This is a genomic window from Bradyrhizobium sp. UFLA06-24 (assembly GCF_054967145.1).
The window spans coordinates 13,311-29,913 of record NZ_JADFUE010000070.1 but is presented as its reverse complement, the minus strand read 5'-3'; the positions used below and the strand labels follow the sequence as shown (position 1 = coordinate 29,913).

Sequence of the window (16,603 nt, the reverse complement as noted above, 5' to 3'; positions counted from 1 at the left end):
TCCGAAGGATTTTGCGGCCGCCAAAGCCGAAACCTCTCGATCAGCGAATTAGTGAACATGCACAATTGCGAGCGCAGCGAAGCAATCCAGAATTCTCGCCGCGGAAAGACTCTGGATTGCTTCGCTACGCCCGCAATGACGGAGAGTCAGGACGCAGCCCGCTTCCTCTTAGCATTCAGCGCGGTCGCAACCCGGCTCACGGGCGGCTTGCCCAGCACGGCGCTCATTGCGTTCGTCGCCGCCAGCAGCTTCTCCATGTCTACGCCGGTCTTCACTCCCATGCCTTCGAGCATGTACACGACGTCCTCGGTCGCGACATTGCCGGTGGCGCCCGGTGCATAAGGACAGCCGCCGAGACCGCCGGCGGCGGCATCGATGACGCGGACGCCCTCTTCCATCCCGGCATAGAGATTGGCCAGCGCCTGACCGTAGGTATCGTGGAAATGCATTGCGAGCTTTGCTGCGGGGACGTTAGCGACCACGGCGCGCAGCATCTTCTTCGCCTTGTCAGGCGTGCCGACGCCGATGGTATCGCCTAGCGAAATCTCGTAGCAGCCGAGCTCCCACAGCGTGCCAGCGAGCTCGGCCACGGCCTTCGGCTTGATCTCGCCGTCGAACGGGCAGCCGAGCACGCAGGAGATGTAGCCGCGCACCTTGACACCGTCGGCCTTGGCGCGTGCCAGAACCGGCTTGAACCGCTCGATGGACTCCGCGACCGTGCAATTGATGTTGGCGCGGGAAAACCCTTCGGATGCTGCGGCGAACACCGATACGACTTTCGCGCCGGCCGCGCGCGCGGCATCGTAGCCCTTCTCGTTCGGTACGAGCACGTGGAATTCGGCCCCGCTCAAATGGGCGACGCCACGCAACACGGCCTCGGAGCTCGCCATCTGCGGGATCGCCTTGGGCGAGACGAAGGCTCCAACCTCGACCGTGTTGAGGCCGGCTCCGACCAGCGCCTCGATGAATGAGATGCGGGCCTCGACGCTGACTGACGTCTTCTCGTTCTGGAGGCCGTCGCGCGGCCCCATCTCGATGATGCGGACGGTATTGCCCATATCACTCTCCCGAGGGCTCGACCACGGCAAGCTCGATCCCTTCCTGCACGATGTCGCCGACCTTGCACCTGATGGACTTCAGTACGCCCGCAAACGGCGCGCGCAGCGTCTGCTCCATCTTCATGACTTCCAGGGTGAGAATCGGCGCGCCCTTCTCGAGCTTCGCCCCCTCCTCGGCCAGCACGGCGACGACCGTGCCGGGCAATGGCGCCGCGATCTTGTCCTCGCCGACATGCTCCTCGCTCTCGCCGCCGAACGGGTCGACCCAATGCAGGTCGAAGCGGCCGTTGCGTGTGCGCAAATAGAGCTCATGGCCGGCGATCACGGCGGCAACCGAGGATTTGACGCCATCGAGCGTCAGGTCGAAACCGCCGTCCTTCGGCGCGACCGCGAACGCCAGCTCGCGCTCGCCGATCACCAGCGTCGACGGCCCGCTGCCGTAATTGAGCGTGATCTTTTGCTCCGGCCCATGCCCGACGCGGAAGGCAAAGCTGCGCTGGCGGCGGCCGACCGGCTGCCAGCCGAAGGTCTGCCAAGGTGAATTTGCCTCGCTTTGTGCAGCTAACTGCTCATCATTGACGATCGCAGCCACCGCGGCGCAAAGCTCGAGCTCGCCGGGTGCTGGCGAGGTCTGCGTCAAGACCGCGAGCTCGCGCTCGATGAAGCCGGTGTCGATCGCGTTCGCCCGCATCTTCGCGTGCGTGACCAGGGCCGACAGAAACGGGATGTTGGTCACGATGCCGCGGGCGTCGGAGTCCTCCAGGGCGCGGTTGAGTCGATCGATCGCGACATCGCGCGTCGGCGCCCATGCGATCATTTTCGCCAGCATGGCGTCGTAATACGGCGATACACTGTCGCCCTCGCGGTAGCCGGCGTCGATGCGCAGCCCGCCGGTCTCCGGCGGCAGCCGCCAGGTCGAGATCCTGCCGACTGACGGCATGAAGTTCTTGGTCGGATTTTCCGCGTAGACGCGCGCTTCAACGGCGTGGCCGTTGAGCTTGATCTCGTCCTGCTTGAGGGGCAGCGCCTCGCCGAAGGCCACGCGCAATTGCCATTCGACGAGATCGATGCCCGTGATCAGCTCGGTCACGGGATGCTCGACCTGGAGACGCGTGTTCATCTCGATGAAGAACACGTCCTTGCCATCGGAGACGAACTCGATGGTACCGGCGCCGACGTAACTCACCGCACCCGCGGCCTTTCGCGCGGCCGCGCAGACGGTCTCTCGCTGGGCAGCGTTGAGTGTCGGCGACGGCGCTTCCTCGATCACCTTCTGGTGCCGGCGCTGCAAGGTACATTCGCGCTCGAACAGCGACAGGAGATTGCCGTGGCTGTCGCCGATGATCTGCACCTCGATATGCCGGGGATTGTCGACATATTTCTCGATCAGCATGCGATCGTCGCCGAACGCGGCCTTGGCCTCGCGCTTGGCGCTGACGATCGCCGGCGCAAGCTCCTCCGCCGAACGCACAATGCGCATGCCGCGGCCGCCGCCGCCGGCGGAGGCCTTCACCAGGATGGGGAAGCCGATCTTGTCCGCCGCCTTCGCCAGCGTCGCATCGTCCTGGGCCTCGCCGTGATAGCCTGGCACCAGCGGCACCCCGGCCTTCTCCATCAGCGCTTTGGAGCCCGACTTCGAGCCCATCGCATTCATCATCTCGGCTGTCGGGCCGACGAAGACGAGACCGGCATCGAGGCAGGCCTGTGCGAATCCGGCATTCTCGGACAGGAAGCCGTAGCCGGGATGCACGGCTTCAGCGCCGGTCTTCTTCGCGGCCTCGATCAGCCGCTCGACGTTGAGATAGCTGTCGCGGGCGCGCGCGGGCCCGAGCAGCACGGCCTCGTCCGCGAGCGCGACATGCATCGCATCGCGGTCGGCCTCGGAATAAACCGCGACGGTGCGCAGGCCCATGGCACGGGCGGTGCGGATGATGCGGCAGGCGATCTCGCCGCGGTTGGCGATCAGGAGCGTGCGAAAACGACGGTAGAGTTTTGAACGGTCCATCGCATCACATCCTGAACAGGCCGAATTTCGTCGGTTCGATCGGCGCGTTCGACGCCGCCGAGAGGCCGAGGCCGAGCACGAGGCGCGTGTCCGCGGGATCGATCACGCCGTCGTCCCACAGGCGCGCGGTCGCGTAATAGGGATGTCCCTGGCTCTCATATTGCGCGCGGATCGGCTCGCGGAATTTGTCTTCCTCTTCCCTGGACCAGCTCTCGCCCTTGGCCTCGATATTGTCGCGGCGGACCTGGCTCAGCACCATCGAAGCCTGCTCGCCGCCCATCACCGAGATGCGCGCATTCGGCCACATCCAGAGGAAGCGCGGCGAATAGGCACGGCCACACATGCCGTAATTGCCGGCGCCGTAGGAGCCACCGATCACCACGGTGAATTTCGGCACCGAGGCGGTCGCAACCGCGGTCACCAGCTTGGCTCCGTCGCGCGCGATGCCGCCGGCCTCGTATTTCTTGCCGACCATGAAGCCGGTGATGTTCTGCAGGAACACCAGGGGAATGCCGCGCTGGCAGCACAGCTCGATGAAATGCGCACCCTTCAGCGAGCTCTCGCTGAACAGAATGCCGTTGTTGGCGATGATGCCGACCGGATAGCCCCAGATATGGGCAAAGCCGCACACCAGCGTCGTGCCGTAGAGTTTCTTGAATTCGTCGAATTCCGAGCCGTCGACAACGCGGGCGATGATGTCGCGCACGTCGAACGGCTTCCTGCCGTCGACCGGCACCACGCCGTAAATCTCCTCCGCGGCAAACAGCGGATCGCGCGGTGGATGCATGTTGAGGTTCGGCCGCGCCGAAGGTTTGAGCGTACCGACGATGCGGCGGGCAATGCCGATCGCATGCGCATCGTTCTGGGCGTAGTGGTCGGTCACGCCCGACTGCCGCGAATGCACGTCGGCGCCGCCGAGTTCTTCGGCGCTGACGACCTCGCCGGTCGCGGCCTTCACCAGCGGCGGGCCGCCGAGAAAGATCGTGCCTTGATTCCGCACGATAATGCTCTCGTCCGACATCGCCGGCACATAGGCGCCGCCGGCCGTGCACGAACCCATCACGATCGCGAGTTGCGGAATGCCTTGTGAGGACATCTGCGCCTGGTTGTAGAAGATGCGGCCGAAATGCCGCTCATCCGGAAAGATCTCGTCCTGCAGCGGCAGGAAGGCGCCGCCGGAATCGACCATGTAGACGCAAGGGAGATTGTTCTGCCGCGCGATGTCCTGCGCGCGCAGATGCTTCTTCACGGTCATTGGATAATAGGTGCCACCCTTGATGGTGGCGTCGTTGGCGACCACGACGCATTCGCGGCCCGAAATCCGCCCCACCCCGGTGACGATGCTCGCCGAATGCACATCACCGCCATAGAGGCCATGAGCCGCCAGCGGCGACAGCTCCAGGAACGAGGTGCCGGGGTCGAGCAGCAGATCGACGCGCTCGCGCGCCAGCATCTTGCCGCGCGCGGTGTGGCGGTTGCGCGAGGCCTCGCCGCCGCCGCCAGCGACCTGGGCGAGCTTCTCGCGCAAGTCCGCGACGAGCGCGCGCATGGCGTCCGCATTGCGCGCAAAATCTGACGACGAGGGATCGATGCTGGAATGGAGCGGCATGTTGATTCCAATGAGGTGAAGGTTTTAAGCCGTCTCGGACATCAGCTCGCGGCCGATCAGCATGCGGCGGACCTCTGACGTCCCCGCGCCGATCTCATAGAGCTTGGCATCCCGCCAGAGCCGGCCGACCGGAAACTCGGACGTGTAGCCGACGCCGCCGAGCGCCTGGATCGCCTCGCCGGCCATCCACGTCGCCTTCTCCGCGGAATAAAGGATCGCGGCTGCGGCATCCTTGCGCAGCGTGCGTGCGTGATTGGCCCGGTCGCACGCCTTGCCGACGGCGTAGACATAGGCGCGTGTGGCCTGCCAGGTCGCGTACATGTCGGCGAGCTTGCCCTGCATCAGCTGGAAATCGCCGATCGGCTGACCGAACTGCTTGCGTTCGTGCATGTAGGGCACCACGGCATCCATGCACGCCGCCATGATGCCGAGCGGGCCGCCGGACAGCACCGCGCGCTCATAATCGAGGCCGGACATCAGCACCTTGACGCCCTCACCCACCTTGCCCAGCACGTTCTCTTCCGGCACCTCGCATTCGTCGAAGAACAGCGGGTAGGTGTTGGAGCCACGCATGCCGAGCTTGTCGAGATGCTGGCCGTGCGTAAAACCCTTGAAGCCTTTCTCGATCAGGAAGGCGGTCATGCCGCGCGGACCGGCCTCAGGATCGGTCTTGGCGTATACCACGAGCACGTCGGCGTCGCCGCCATTGGTGATCCACATCTTCGAGCCGTTGAGCACATAACGGTCGCCGCGCTTGTCGGCGCGCAGCTTCATCGAGACGACGTCGGAGCCAGCGCCCGGCTCGGACATCGCGAGCGCGCCGACATAGGCGCCGGAGATCAGCTTCGGCAGATAGCGCTGCCGCTGTGCGTCATTGCCGTTGCGGCGGATCTGGTTGACGCAAAGGTTGGAGTGGGCGCCGTAGGACAGTCCGATCGCGGCCGAGCCGCGGGAAATCTCCTCCATGGCGACAATATGGGCGAGATAGCCCATGTTGGAGCCGCCATATTGCTCCGGTGCGGTCATGCCGAGCAGCCCGAGGTCGCCGAAGCGCTTCCAGAGGTCGGCCGGGAACAGATTGGCCTTCTCGACCTCGGCCGCGCGCGGGGCCACCTCCGCCTCGACAAAAGCGCGCACGGTATCGCGCAGCATGCTGATGTCTTCGCCCAGATCGAAATCGATGCTCGGGATGTTCAAGGCGATTCCTCCTGGGATCTTGCAAGGTCTTGTCGGCCCCGACCCTAACTCCACCCGGGCACCGGGGCGGTCGAAAAGGTTGCATTTTCCGCCAAGTTTGGCGAGGATTTTCCGAGGGATTTCGATGACCTTTCAGGCCGCAACCGCCACACCCCGCCGCGCCATGACCCCTGCCGCCTTCGTCCGGGGCGTGGTCGCCGCCTATGCCCGTTATGGCAGGGATCCGGCCGAGGCGCTGAGCAAGGGTCAGGTCCTCCCCGATCTCCTGGGATCCCGGGATGGGCGGGTGACGGCCGCCCAGTTCGAGGCGCTCGCCGGCCATGCCATGCGCGAGCTCGACGACGAGGCGCTCGGCTGGTTCTCGCGCCGGCTGCCCTGGGGCAGCTATGGCATGCTGTGCCGCGCCTCGATCACCGCACCGACGCTCGAAGTCGCGCTCAAGCGCTGGTGCCGGCATCATCGCCTGCTGACCGAAGACGTGTTGTTCGAGCTGGCCACCGGCGAGGAGACCGCGACCATCTCGATCCGCGAGCAGCGCGAGCTCGGCGATCTGCGCGAGTTCTGCCTCGTCACCCTGCTCCGCTACGTGCTCGGCTTCTCGTGCTGGTCGATCGATTCCACGATCGCTTTGCGAGCGGCGGAATTTCCTTATGCCGAGCCCGGCCACGTCTCGGTGTACCCGACGATCTTCTGCAAGACCGTCCGCTTCGACGCGGGCCGCGCCAGCATCTGCTTCGACCGGCACTATCTCTCGCTGCCGCTGACGCGCAGCGCGGCCGATCTCGACAGCATGCTCAAGGGCGCGCTGCGCCTGACCGTGCTGCCCTATCGGCCCTATCGACGCGACCGCCTCCTGGTCGAGCGTGTCCGGCGCGTGCTGCGCGCGGCGCGCGGACGCAGTCTCGGCGCCGAGGATGTCGCCAGCGAGCTCGCGCTCTCCACCCGCACCATGCATCGCCGTCTGCGCGAGGAGGCAACCTCGTTGCGCGAGCTCAAGGAGGAGGCAAAGCTCGAACTCGCCAAGCTGGAACTGATGCGCGGCCGCACCCCGATCAAGCGGATCGCGGAGATCGCCGGCTTCCGCAACGAGAAGAGCTTCTCGCGCGCTTTCCGCAACTGGACCGGCGCCAGCCCGCGCGAGTTTCGCGGCCGCTATCGCTGAGGCGCGAGCGATGTCGCGTGCTTGTCACAAATTTACGGCCCCCCAGATCACCTCGGAGGCCGCAAAGCTCGAAACGGCTTCTAACGCTCTGCGTTAGTTCGAGTTGGTCTGGGCGCCCGGACGGAGCTTCGGGTGCCTGGTCTGCTTCGGCTGGAAGGCGAGCGCGTCGCTGGCGGTCTTCGCGCCGCCGCTCTGCGAGCAAGTACCGCCGATGCCGCCAGCTGCGGACCGGCAGGCTTCCATGGTCGGATAGCCGCAACCGTGAGCGGCCTGGGCGCCGTTGGTAATGCAGTAGTCGTCAGCCTTCGCGGTCGGCGCCGTCAAAACCAGAAACGCAGATGCAGCCAGCGTCGCAGCGGAAGCTGCGAACGTCTTCGAAATCGAGGTCATGTTGTCTTTCCTGCTTAAGGAGTCCCACAAAACAATCCTCGGCATGCGACGCAGGCTGAGGGTTCACACCTCGGATGTAGGCCGCGCCCATGAGCCGACAATCACGGCCCAGCGCATTGCAGCACTTCGCAAATCACATGTCTTTGTTATGTGATCTAGTAAGCTATATAATGCCACGAAGCTGTATAATTCCTGTCGTGAAGCGCGAAATCCCTAACCTGCAGATGCTGCAGCCACGACATCGGGCACGGGCAGCGGCACGTCTTTCGCAACGCCCAGCACCGGAAAGCTGCGGACGTTCTTTACGTTCGGCATGGCCGCGAAATGCAAAAGCTGCCGGCGCATGCTCTCGACGCTCGGCGCGACGCATTTGAGCAGATAGTCGGTGTCGCCCGAAATTCGCCAGCACTGCTGGATCCGCGGGATCGCCGATATCGCCACCTCGAACGCCTCCAGCACCGGCTGCGCCTGGCTGCCGAGCTGGATCGAGACGAACGACACAACCTCGTAGCCGAGCAACCGCTCGTCGATCACGGCGCGCACCGCGCGGATCACGCCGCGACTGAACAGTGATTTGAGCCGCCGCAGGCAGTTCGGTGCGGACACGCCGACGCGCAGCGCCAGCTCGTTGTTGCGAACCCGCCCGTCCTGCTGCAGTTCGGAGATTATCTTCAGATCGACGCCGTCGAGCTGGTCACGCCCGGCCATCCCCTGTCCTCGTCATGGTCGTGTCATGCGAGGCAGCGAAGCACGTGGGACAAGGAGTGCCAAGGGGCTGTTCAGCGGGACTGCCGAAGGGGGACCCTCAGTGCGTCCAGGGCTCGCCGCGGCGGAAGGAGAAATTGTCGGCGTAGGCGATCTGCCGGTGCGCCGATTCCTTGGGCTCGATCACCTGGTAGGCGATGCCCTTGCGCTCGCAATAGGCGACCGCCTCCTCCTTGGTGTGGAAGCGCAGCGTGATCTGCTGCTTCATGTCACCGGACGAGGTCCAGCCCATCAGCGGCTCGACGGCACGCGGCTGCTCCGGCTCGTAATCGAGCTGCCATTCGCGGGTCTTGGACCGGCCGGATTGCATCGCGTTCTTGGCGGGCTTGAAAATGCGTGCGGTCATTGGCGGTCCGGCCTCTCCGTCTTTCGTTCGATTTTAGTGCGTCACGGTAGCGATTGGTGGAAACCGTGGGCATAGTATAGAGACACCTTTGGGGAACTGATCGGTGATTCCGGCCCTCCGGGGTCCCTCACCGACGGGTATAGTCATTATGCTGCACTGTGACAATTGCGTACCCGCCGTCCGCCCGGGAATCCCGCCCGGCGGCCAAGCCTTGCCAAAATCTGCCTTGCCAAAATCTGCCTTGCCAAAATCTGCCTTGCCAACATTTGCCTCGCCGACACCAGCACATCCGTCCCCCTCGAGAGCTTCCGTCGCATGGCCTTTCTGAACATCAACGCCACGCTGCCCGAAAAGGGTCGTGACCTCAGGCTCGACCTGTTCCGCGGCATCGCCAATTGGGCGATCTTTCTCGATCACATCCCCGACAACATCGTGAACTGGATCACGACGCGCAACTACGGCTTTTCCGACGCCGCCGACCTGTTCGTCTTCATCTCGGGCTACACGGCATCGTTCGTCTATGCGCGCATGATGCTGGAGCGCGGCTTCATCGTCGGCGCCACCCGCCTCACCAAGCGGGTCTGGCAGCTCTACGTCGCCCACATCATCCTGTTCGTGATCTACATCGCCTCGATCAGCTATCTGGCGCTGCGCTTCGGCGATTCCGAGATGATCAACGAGTTCAACGTCGCCGGTCTCGTCGACAACGCCACGGAGACGCTGCGCCAGGGCCTGTTCCTGCGCTTCAAGCCGCTCAATCTCGACGTGCTGCCGCTCTACATCGTGCTGATGGGCCTGTTTCCGCCGGTGCTGTGGTTCATGCTGCGCAAGCCGGATCTGACGATGGTGCTCTCCATCATTCTCTGGCTGACTGCGCGTCATTTCAGCCTGAACCTGACCGCCTATCCGGCCGGCCAATGGTACTTCAACCCCTATTGCTGGCAGGTGCTGTTCGTGTTCGGCGCCTGGTGCGCGATGGGCGGTGCGCGCCGCTCGATGACGCTGATCAATGCGCCCGTGACGCTGTGGCTCTGCCTCGGCTATCTCCTCTTCGCACTGGTCATGACCATGGCCGGCCGCTTCCCCACCCTCGGCGGCATGTTCCCGGAATGGCTGTTCTCGACGTTCAATCCGAACGACAAGACCAACCTCGCGCCCTACCGTTTCATCCATTTCGTCGTGATCGTGATCCTGGTGATCCGCTTCGTGCCGAAGGACTGGCCGGGCCTCGAGTGGAAGATCTTCGATCCGGTGATCGTTTGCGGGCAGCAATCGCTCGCCGTGTTCTGCGTCGGCGTGTTCCTGTCCTTCGTCGGCCATTTCGAGCTGTCGATGAGCTCGGGCTCGCTGTTTGCGCAGCTCTTCGTCTCCATCGCGGGCATCGCGATCATGACGACGGTCGCCTATTACATCTCCTGGTCGAAGCGGCAGGACAAGCCGCTGAAGCCGCCGCCGGCGAAGCCTGCAGTGAGCCCCGCGGCCAAGGCGGCCTGAAACGCCCGCTGTTCCAAGCGAGCGTCGAAACTTCAACGGGCATGCCGGGCCCGGCCTTGTCCGGGATCGGTTTGACCTGCGTCAACCGGGGGCGATGCCGGTGGGCCTAGTGTCTGTCGGACACACGCCGCCGCGATGTCGGCGGTCTCCTCTCGGACAAGGCCCAAGCACATGCCCTCTCATTTTCACGCCGTCGTCTGGATCGATCATTCGCAGGCCCGGATCTTCCATCTCGGCCTGAGCGGTTCCGATGAAGTCACCTTGCACCCGCAGCTGGCGACGCGGCATCTCCATCACAAAGCCAATGCCATCGGCAGCGGTCATGCCGCACCCGACAAGACCTTCTATGCCGAGGTGACCAAGGCGATCACCGATGCCGGCGAGATCCTCATCATCGGTCCGGCAGGCGCGAAGACGGAACTCGCCAGCCACATCCGTGCTCATGCGCCCGAGGTCGCCAAGCGGATTGCCGCGGTGGAAGCAGCCGATCATCCCTCGGACAACGAAATCGTTGCCTACGCGAAGCGCCATTTCAAATTGCCGCTGCCACGCATTCAGGCGCCGGGAGCAGCCGCGGGCGAGCGACACGCGGGTTGAGGGCAAAACCTCCGGCTCAGGCCGCCGCCTCGCCGTCGTATTCGGTGAATTTCTTGTAGATCCAATCGCGGCCGTCGTGACGGCGCCACACCTTGCCGTAGACGAGCTGCCCGTTGATCGAGCGGCGCGGCACGATGACGGTCCAGAGGTGCCAGATCCCGGTCCAACTCGGCCGCTGACGGAGAGTCTTCGAGGTGAGATCGAAAGCCATGACGGACAACTCGCGCGAAACGAAACGCCGCGACGAATGTTATCTCGCCTGAGCCGCAGATAGGGCGTCGTCGCGTGCCGGGACGCTTTGATAGCAATCATCGACACGGCCGCAAGGACAGCCCGCGCTTAACCTAACCGATCAACCTTACCCGCCGGCATGCAGCTGTGTTGCCGGTTGAAAGGCTTGCCTATATTTCCTAAGATGCTTGCGCATTTGAGAATTGGCATGCCGCTTTGCGAGGCTTGCCTGGTGATTTCGAACTCGGACTGAATTTCGAGAAGCTCATCGCGCTGGTTGACGTCTATGGATTTCCACTGTGCCTATTTGCGTCTGGCGATGACGTCGCCGCCCCCGACGCCCCATGCAAGGCCAATCCCGGAGTGGCGGACAAAAGCTGCCAACGACAATTATCCGGTCTGGCCGCTGATCCCGTTTCCGGCGGGCTGGCACGCCTCGAACTGAACCGGAAAAGGCGCAACGCCGCGCAAGCGGAGTATCATCGCTTGGCGGCGTCCGTTTAGGCATTGGGCGCTGAAATCCCCAACACTCATGTGTCTATGGCGACACCCAAAGGTTCGATGAAGTTTTGGTAATCCTGCGCCCGTCAACCCGCGTGAATCCTTGGGTGAATCGCGCAAGACTCGTGCGACGAAAGGACAGGCAGTCCGGGTTTGACGTCGCGCCTGACCGCCTCGGGGCCGCCGCTTCATCCTCATCCGGGACCGCGGCGATGGGCAGCCGTTCAGGAGCCGCTGGCCGCGGACGCGCCGTTGGTGCTGAGAGTCCCCTGCGCATTATAGGTCTGTCCCGCCTGGCTGCCCTGACTGGCTTGCGAGCTGGCCGCGGAGGTCTCCACTTCGGTGGTCCCGTCGGAATAGGTGATCGTCGTCGTCGTGATCCCGTTGATGGTGGTGGAGACCTCGCTGACGATGGACTTGGAAGCACCGCCGCCGGACCCCGAGCTGCCGCCGGCCGATTGCGACGACGCGGTTGACGATGTCGCCGCGGCCGACGAGGTCGATGAAGTTGATGACGTGGCGGACGTCGCCGAGGACGATGTCGCGGCGCTCGACGGCGTCGCCGTCACAGCGGCGGTGGAAGATGCAATCGCACTGATCGACATGAAAACCTCGTCTGAAGGGACCTTAAGGGCACAACGTTGGCGTGACCTCTTCTTCCCCTTCAACGGCGGACGCGCGGGAAGCAGGCGCCGCACGTAGTAAAAAAACGACGACGCGCACGCGCATCTGCGCATTCCACGGGGCAACCAATCCATCCGCCGCGCGTTGCAGGGTTTTCCCGCCTGTCCAGATGGTTCGAGCGCAGCTCCCTCCGCTTTCCGGGCGCCATGAACGGACAGTCATTCCGTCTCACGTCCGTGTGACCTGGAGCGTGGCCGGTGAATTTTCGCGAGCAAGGCGAGACCAATGAAGAACGGGCCGCTGGCCAAGGGGATGCTGTGAGCCAAGTTGAGACGACCGAGAAATTGTCCGAGGCGGAGCAGCCCCGGACGTCGCTGTTTGCAATCTGCTGGCTTGGGATCGCGGCGATTGCGATGTTGGGTTGGATTTGCGCCCTGGGCTGGCTGGCCTGGCGCCTCGCGAATTGGGCTCTGTTCTGAAGTCTGCGCTGGCCGGCGTGGCGCGCCGGCGGCCGCGATCACATCAATAGTGGTAGTTCACGCCGATCGTCGCAGCATGGATCGTGTACTTGAGATGGGCGCAGCCGGCCTGTCCGCCGCCGACAAAGCCGCCCGCATCGCGAGGGCATCGCTGCATTAACTGCGGCGACGAAGTCCCCGCCCGATTGGTTTACCTGCGATTGATCCCCGCGCTCCGCGCAACTATTATGCTGGCGCTGGGTGTGGGGTCTGGGAAGAAATCGTGAAGTTTCGGGTATTGGCGGTCACTGCCGTACTGGCGGTCTACGTGCCGTTTGCGTTGTATTTTGCGAGACAGCCCGTCGTCCCTGATGAGGGGCTGCTGCAGCGCCCGTTCCCGCATCAGGGGCTGTATTCATGGCTCGCGCGCCCGCTGGTGCCGGGCTCGCTGACGGACAGTCCGGACGCGCCGCGTGCGGCGACGCTTGTCGTCCTCGAGGATGGACATCCCCTCGGGCCCGGCCACACCGAACTCAGCGAGATCACATACAACGGCTCTGGCCGCTATCGCTACTGGAGCAGCCCGCAGGAGGGGCGAATCCTGGTGTTCTCGACCTCGGACAATTCCGACCCCAACACCAACGGCCGCACCTACCGCATCGTCGATCCCGGTGCGCATGAGCCCTATTCGGACGCCCGCCGGCGCTGAGCGGACCAAGCTCTGCCTCTCGGCCGGCTTCTTTGTTTGGAAAGCTCCGGATTGTCACTGCCGGACCCGGCGTGGTCGGGGCAGCTGGATTCGAACCAACGACCTGCAGTACCCAAAACTGCCGCGCTACCAGGCTGCGCTATACCCCGAATGTCCGGCGAGCCCCGTCGATACACGCTTCCAGGAGAGCCAGCAAGCGTCCAGCCGCCAGTCAGGGCGGCCAAGTCCGCACCATCAGGACCTATTTATTGCCGAACAGCGGGTGGCCGACCCGATCGCCGACACGGATGCCGTATTTCTGCGCAGTTCCCGCCACCACCTCCAGCACGGCCCGGGCGGGGCCCCGTGACGAGATGATCTTGGTCGAGAGCGGCTCGGTATTTTCCGCGATTCGCAGGATGCGGCCGTCGGCGCGAATGAAGATCATGTCGAGCGAGACGTAGGTATTCTTCATCCACATCGACACTTCCTGCTCGGGATTGAAGTCGAACAGCATGCCTTTGCCGTCGGCCAATTCCTTCCGGTACATCAGCCCGGTCTGCTTCTCCTCCTCCGTGGTCGCCATTTCCACCGAGAACACCTGTACGCCGTTCCTGGTGACGATCTCGAGCGGCTGGAAGCTGGCGGCGCGAGCAGGCGCGCCAGCGACAGCCAAGCCGACAAGAACGAGAACGGCGGCAAGCCAGCCCTGGGTGCGGGACCAGGCGACCTTTCGATCAAAGTGCATGGGCGGGAAACTCGGCAGGGAAATTCTGAACGACAAGGACTGGCCTAACGGCTTCGGACTGCGACATCCTTACGCGGCCACCGTCCGAAAAGCCAGAAGCGCGCGACCCCGGTCGCGCGCTTCTGCTCACGAATACGATAATTTGAAGCCGCTAGTGCGACTGCAGGCCCGGCGAACCGGTCTCGGGATGGATCTCGGCCGCCATCATGCCCTTGGAGCCCGGTCCGAACCGGACCAGCACATATTGGCCCGGCCGCAGCTCGGTCATGCCGAAGCGACGCAGCGTCTCCATGTGCACGAAGATGTCGGGAGTGCCCTCGCCGCATGTCAGGAAGCCGAAGCCGCGCAGCCGATTGAACCATTTGACCTGGGCACGCTCGAGCCCGCTGGTCGCGGTGACCGTGACGTGGGTCCGCGGCGGCAGCATCTGCGCTGGATGGATCGCAGTCGACTCGTCCATCGAGACCACGCGGAAGGCCTGATAGCCCTTGGCGCGCTGGATGCACTCGACGACGATGCGGGCACCCTCATAGGCAGTCTGGAAACCGTCGCGCCTAAGCACGGTAACGTGCAGGAGAACGTCGGGCCAGCCATTGTCGGGAACGATGAAGCCGTAGCCCTTTGAGGCATCAAACCATTTGATGACGCCATGAACCTCGACGAGGTTGGCACTGCCCTCACCTAACCCGGTGAACGGACTGAGCGCGCTATCGCGACCGGCGCCGTGCTCGCCCGCCGCGGGAACTCCCAGCTTCTTGGACTCAAATCCGTCCGACGACCCCATAACCCCGGACCCCACACATGCCATGCAACCCGCCACATTGGCGGCGCTCGAATCACGCGTCTTAAGAGAATCTTCTCACTTCGACGCGACGCGAATCTTTCGACTCAAAAGATAACACTCCGGGTTGCGGCGCATAGACAAAAAAGAGATTCGCCGGAACCTATGAACAGCTTGCACAGCCGCGAATCAAACTAACGCCTCAATTGCCGACAAACGGTCCGAGCGTTTCGCCGATGTCGTGGCGGATGACGAGATCGGCGATGTCGTCCTGCTCAGTCGGCTCGCGATTGATGATCACCAAACGCGCACCGGCCTCCTTCGCCATCATCGGAAAGCCCGCCGCCGGCCACACCACGAGCGAGGAACCGATGGCGATGAAGAGATCGCAGGCCCGTGACAGCTCGGTCGCGCGCTGCATTTCATCCTCCGGCATGGCCTGACCGAATGAGATCGTTGCGGTTTTCACCGGCTCGTCGCATGCGCTGCAATTCGGCGCGGCACCGTCGGCGTCGAACCGGCGCTTCACCCAGTCGAGCTGATAGACCTGCCCGCATCCGATGCAGCGCGCGTAAGTGGTGTTGCCATGAAGTTCAATCACCCGCTCGGGAGCGAAGCCGGAGACCTGATGAAGATTGTCGATGTTCTGGGTGATGACCGCCGGGATCTTGCCGGCGCGATGCAACGAGGCCAGCGCGCGATGGCCGCGGCCGGGCCTGGCTGCGGCGAACACCTCCTCCATTGCAAAACGGCGGCGCCAGGATTCGTCGCGCGCGGACTGGCTGGCGACGAACTCGCCGAACTCGATCGGGCGATTGCGCGTCCAAATTCCGCCCGGTGAGCGGAAGTCCGGGATACCGCATTCGGTCGAGATGCCGGCGCCGGTGAACGGCACGATGATCTTGGCTCTTGCGATCATGTCGCCGAGTTGTTCGACGCCGCTCTGAAGGTCCTTTGCAATCACGCGCCGCCTCCCCGATTCAATGTCGCGCCAGCTGCACCAGATTCAAGCGACAAGATTGTTGACGCTCTTATCCACCGCCGTGCAAGTCGCATCCGACAATGGGCGGCAATTTTTTCCGCCCCTCGCATATCACAATCCTGCAATGCCTCCTCCCCATTGACGCCCCAATCAGAAGCGCAAATGGATGTGTTGACGCGACTCAACGTGATTGCGGCGGCAGTGCTTGAGTTCAGAAGAGCAAGAAGACTCAGGTGTAGTGGGGATTTGACATGACCGAAGACGAACAACGCAAAATCCGCGAACGTGAAGAGATCGCCGCGCGTGTCGCCGCCTTCCGTGCCACACAGGAAAAATTCAAGCGCGAGCGCGAGGAGTACTTCGTCTCGACGCTCGATAACGCCCGCAAGGTGGAACGGCCTTCGCTCTGGCCGTAAGACATCGCACCGACATTCGTGCGCACGAAAAAAGCCCGGAGCATCGCTCCGGGCTTTTCGATTCGTCAGCTGTTACCAGCGCCGATAGTAATGGTGGTGCCGATAATAGGGTCCACCATAGTAGGCGTACGGGCCAGGTCCGTAATCATAATAGGCCGGGCCGCCGTAATAGCCGTAGCCCGGACCGTAATAGCCGTACGGATGGGACGCCGCGACTGCGCCCGCCGTGATCGCGCCGGCGGCGAGACCGAACGCCAAGCCCGGGCCGATCCCGCGCGCCTGCGCAGGTGCGGGCGCCGCGACAGCGGTGGCGCCGACGGCGGCGACGGTGGCCAGAACTGCGAGTGTCTTCCTCATGATCTCCTCCTTCGCATCCTGCGGAGACAACGCAGCCCCTCCGCAATGGTTCTCGTCTCCTGGAACCTGCGCCGCAGAAAGAATCTCCCCGCGGAAGGAACAAAGTCCGGAACCGCGGATTGGACTGGCAAGTGCGGTCACCTCCGCCATCCGGCTCGAGGCGACAGCGCGAAGCCCCGTCAGCATCTCCGCGG

Annotated in this window: 20 protein-coding genes and 1 tRNA gene; 8 read left to right on the top strand and 13 right to left on the bottom strand. The window is 63.8% G+C overall.

The window, feature by feature from the left end; all coding sequences use genetic code 11:
* Window positions 1-146: 146 nt before the first annotated feature.
* Genes IF809_RS32910 through IF809_RS32895 form a run of 4 tightly spaced genes read right to left on the bottom strand, consistent with a single transcriptional unit; the run spans window position 147 to window position 5,824 of the window.
* Complete coding sequence (locus IF809_RS32910) at window positions 147-1,058, bottom strand: hydroxymethylglutaryl-CoA lyase (RefSeq protein ID WP_462839590.1); 912 nt, start codon at window positions 1,056-1,058, stop codon at window positions 147-149.
* A 1-nt stretch (window position 1,059) separates the two neighbouring features.
* Window positions 1,060-3,063, bottom strand: coding sequence for an acetyl/propionyl/methylcrotonyl-CoA carboxylase subunit alpha (locus tag IF809_RS32905; RefSeq protein WP_462839589.1), 2,004 nt, complete (start codon window positions 3,061-3,063; stop codon window positions 1,060-1,062).
* Window positions 3,064-3,067: 4 nt separating this feature from the next.
* A complete protein-coding gene (locus tag IF809_RS32900) occupies window positions 3,068-4,672 on the bottom strand; it encodes a carboxyl transferase domain-containing protein (RefSeq protein ID WP_453991101.1) in 1,605 nt (534 codons plus the stop codon).
* A gap of 24 nt (window positions 4,673-4,696) precedes the next feature.
* On the bottom strand, window positions 4,697-5,824 hold the full coding sequence (locus tag IF809_RS32895) for an isovaleryl-CoA dehydrogenase (RefSeq protein ID WP_462839593.1): 1,128 nt from the start codon (window positions 5,822-5,824) through the stop codon (window positions 4,697-4,699).
* 169 nt (window positions 5,825-5,993) lie between these two features.
* Between IF809_RS32895 and IF809_RS32890 the strand changes: the two genes are divergently transcribed.
* Window positions 5,994-7,031, top strand: a complete 1,038-nt coding sequence (locus IF809_RS32890; RefSeq protein WP_128966149.1) for an AraC family transcriptional regulator — start codon at window positions 5,994-5,996, stop codon at window positions 7,029-7,031.
* Window positions 7,032-7,124: 93 nt separating this feature from the next.
* Here the strand turns inward: IF809_RS32890 and IF809_RS32885 are convergent, their stop codons facing one another.
* The 3 genes from IF809_RS32885 to IF809_RS32875 all read right to left on the bottom strand — a co-directional run bounded on the left by IF809_RS32885 (window position 7,125) and on the right by IF809_RS32875 (window position 8,532).
* The gene (locus tag IF809_RS32885; protein WP_128966148.1) at window positions 7,125-7,421 is read right to left on the bottom strand and encodes a DUF3551 domain-containing protein; all 297 of its coding nucleotides are present in this window, start codon (window positions 7,419-7,421) and stop codon (window positions 7,125-7,127) included.
* Between the two features lie 213 nt (window positions 7,422-7,634).
* Window positions 7,635-8,129: an Lrp/AsnC family transcriptional regulator gene (locus IF809_RS32880; RefSeq protein ID WP_462839588.1), complete on the bottom strand. Its 495-nt coding sequence runs from the start codon at window positions 8,127-8,129 to the stop codon at window positions 7,635-7,637.
* Window positions 8,130-8,226: 97 nt separating this feature from the next.
* Window positions 8,227-8,532, bottom strand: coding sequence for an ETC complex I subunit (locus IF809_RS32875; RefSeq protein WP_453978987.1), 306 nt, complete (start codon window positions 8,530-8,532; stop codon window positions 8,227-8,229).
* 315 nt (window positions 8,533-8,847) lie between these two features.
* Here IF809_RS32875 and IF809_RS32870 point away from each other — a divergent pair, with 315 nt between their 5' ends.
* Both IF809_RS32870 and IF809_RS32865 read left to right on the top strand, forming a co-directional pair.
* Window positions 8,848-10,026 (top strand): OpgC domain-containing protein, encoded by a 1,179-nt coding sequence (locus IF809_RS32870; protein ID WP_453978988.1) that lies wholly within the window; start codon window positions 8,848-8,850, stop codon window positions 10,024-10,026.
* 171 nt (window positions 10,027-10,197) lie between these two features.
* Window positions 10,198-10,623, top strand: a complete 426-nt coding sequence (locus tag IF809_RS32865; RefSeq protein WP_164938672.1) for a translational machinery protein — start codon at window positions 10,198-10,200, stop codon at window positions 10,621-10,623.
* 16 nt (window positions 10,624-10,639) lie between these two features.
* On the opposite strand, the gene IF809_RS32860 is transcribed toward IF809_RS32865, so the two are convergent.
* Window positions 10,640-10,834: a hypothetical protein gene (locus IF809_RS32860; RefSeq protein ID WP_453978990.1), complete on the bottom strand. Its 195-nt coding sequence runs from the start codon at window positions 10,832-10,834 to the stop codon at window positions 10,640-10,642.
* A gap of 245 nt (window positions 10,835-11,079) precedes the next feature.
* Between IF809_RS32860 and IF809_RS32855 the strand changes: the two genes are divergently transcribed.
* The 4 genes from IF809_RS32855 to IF809_RS32840 all read left to right on the top strand — a co-directional run bounded on the left by IF809_RS32855 (window position 11,080) and on the right by IF809_RS32840 (window position 13,146).
* Window positions 11,080-11,358 carry a hypothetical protein gene (locus tag IF809_RS32855; RefSeq protein ID WP_462839587.1) on the top strand — a complete coding sequence of 93 codons (279 nt, stop codon included), beginning with the start codon at window positions 11,080-11,082 and terminating at the stop codon, window positions 11,356-11,358.
* 357 nt (window positions 11,359-11,715) lie between these two features.
* The gene (locus IF809_RS32850; protein ID WP_462839586.1) at window positions 11,716-12,057 is read left to right on the top strand and encodes a hypothetical protein; all 342 of its coding nucleotides are present in this window, start codon (window positions 11,716-11,718) and stop codon (window positions 12,055-12,057) included.
* 179 nt (window positions 12,058-12,236) lie between these two features.
* On the top strand, window positions 12,237-12,458 hold the full coding sequence (locus tag IF809_RS32845) for an RNA-binding protein (protein ID WP_453978992.1): 222 nt from the start codon (window positions 12,237-12,239) through the stop codon (window positions 12,456-12,458).
* A 262-nt stretch (window positions 12,459-12,720) separates the two neighbouring features.
* A complete protein-coding gene (locus IF809_RS32840) occupies window positions 12,721-13,146 on the top strand; it encodes a hypothetical protein (RefSeq protein WP_453978993.1) in 426 nt (141 codons plus the stop codon).
* A gap of 72 nt (window positions 13,147-13,218) precedes the next feature.
* Here IF809_RS32840 and IF809_RS32835 read toward each other — a convergent pair.
* The 4 genes from IF809_RS32835 to IF809_RS32820 all read right to left on the bottom strand — a co-directional run bounded on the left by IF809_RS32835 (window position 13,219) and on the right by IF809_RS32820 (window position 15,618).
* Window positions 13,219-13,295, bottom strand: a tRNA-Pro gene (locus IF809_RS32835).
* 92 nt (window positions 13,296-13,387) lie between these two features.
* On the bottom strand, window positions 13,388-13,873 hold the full coding sequence (locus IF809_RS32830; RefSeq protein ID WP_462839585.1) for a DUF192 domain-containing protein: 486 nt from the start codon (window positions 13,871-13,873) through the stop codon (window positions 13,388-13,390).
* 151 nt (window positions 13,874-14,024) lie between these two features.
* Window positions 14,025-14,657, bottom strand: coding sequence for a cold-shock protein (locus IF809_RS32825; protein ID WP_164938670.1), 633 nt, complete (start codon window positions 14,655-14,657; stop codon window positions 14,025-14,027).
* Between the two features lie 199 nt (window positions 14,658-14,856).
* Window positions 14,857-15,618, bottom strand: coding sequence for an SIR2 family NAD-dependent protein deacylase (locus tag IF809_RS32820; RefSeq protein WP_462839584.1), 762 nt, complete (start codon window positions 15,616-15,618; stop codon window positions 14,857-14,859).
* Between the two features lie 269 nt (window positions 15,619-15,887).
* On the opposite strand from IF809_RS32820, the gene IF809_RS32815 reads away from it, so the two are divergent.
* Complete coding sequence (locus tag IF809_RS32815) at window positions 15,888-16,052, top strand: hypothetical protein (RefSeq protein WP_015686271.1); 165 nt, start codon at window positions 15,888-15,890, stop codon at window positions 16,050-16,052.
* A 72-nt stretch (window positions 16,053-16,124) separates the two neighbouring features.
* Here IF809_RS32815 and IF809_RS32810 read toward each other — a convergent pair whose 3' ends face one another.
* Complete coding sequence (locus IF809_RS32810) at window positions 16,125-16,409, bottom strand: hypothetical protein (protein WP_128966138.1); 285 nt, start codon at window positions 16,407-16,409, stop codon at window positions 16,125-16,127.
* Between the last annotated feature and the right edge of the window lie 194 nt (window positions 16,410-16,603).

Excerpts from the sequence above, each read along its gene's own strand:
- IF809_RS32910 (WP_462839590.1), bottom strand. The coding sequence starts at position 1,058 with ATGGGCAATACCGTCCGCATCATCGAGATGGGGCCGCGCGACGGCCTC.
- IF809_RS32905 (WP_462839589.1), bottom strand. The coding sequence starts at position 3,063 with ATGGACCGTTCAAAACTCTACCGTCGTTTTCGCACGCTCCTGATCGCC.
- IF809_RS32875 (WP_453978987.1), bottom strand. The coding sequence starts at position 8,532 with ATGACCGCACGCATTTTCAAGCCCGCCAAGAACGCGATGCAATCCGGC.
- IF809_RS32895 (WP_462839593.1), bottom strand. The coding sequence starts at position 5,824 with ATGCTGCGCGATACCGTGCGCGCTTTTGTCGAGGCGGAGGTGGCCCCG.
- IF809_RS32815 (WP_015686271.1), top strand. The coding sequence starts at position 15,888 with ATGACCGAAGACGAACAACGCAAAATCCGCGAACGTGAAGAGATCGCC.
- IF809_RS32830 (WP_462839585.1), bottom strand. The coding sequence starts at position 13,873 with ATGCACTTTGATCGAAAGGTCGCCTGGTCCCGCACCCAGGGCTGGCTT.
- IF809_RS32870 (WP_453978988.1), top strand. The coding sequence starts at position 8,848 with ATGGCCTTTCTGAACATCAACGCCACGCTGCCCGAAAAGGGTCGTGAC.
- IF809_RS32880 (WP_462839588.1), bottom strand. The coding sequence starts at position 8,129 with ATGGCCGGGCGTGACCAGCTCGACGGCGTCGATCTGAAGATAATCTCC.
- IF809_RS32885 (WP_128966148.1), bottom strand. The coding sequence starts at position 7,421 with ATGACCTCGATTTCGAAGACGTTCGCAGCTTCCGCTGCGACGCTGGCT.
- IF809_RS32890 (WP_128966149.1), top strand. The coding sequence starts at position 5,994 with ATGACCTTTCAGGCCGCAACCGCCACACCCCGCCGCGCCATGACCCCT.
- IF809_RS32810 (WP_128966138.1), bottom strand. The coding sequence starts at position 16,409 with ATGAGGAAGACACTCGCAGTTCTGGCCACCGTCGCCGCCGTCGGCGCC.
- IF809_RS32900 (WP_453991101.1), bottom strand. The coding sequence starts at position 4,672 with ATGCCGCTCCATTCCAGCATCGATCCCTCGTCGTCAGATTTTGCGCGC.
- IF809_RS32825 (WP_164938670.1), bottom strand. The coding sequence starts at position 14,657 with ATGGGGTCGTCGGACGGATTTGAGTCCAAGAAGCTGGGAGTTCCCGCG.
- IF809_RS32860 (WP_453978990.1), bottom strand. The coding sequence starts at position 10,834 with ATGGCTTTCGATCTCACCTCGAAGACTCTCCGTCAGCGGCCGAGTTGG.
- IF809_RS32865 (WP_164938672.1), top strand. The coding sequence starts at position 10,198 with ATGCCCTCTCATTTTCACGCCGTCGTCTGGATCGATCATTCGCAGGCC.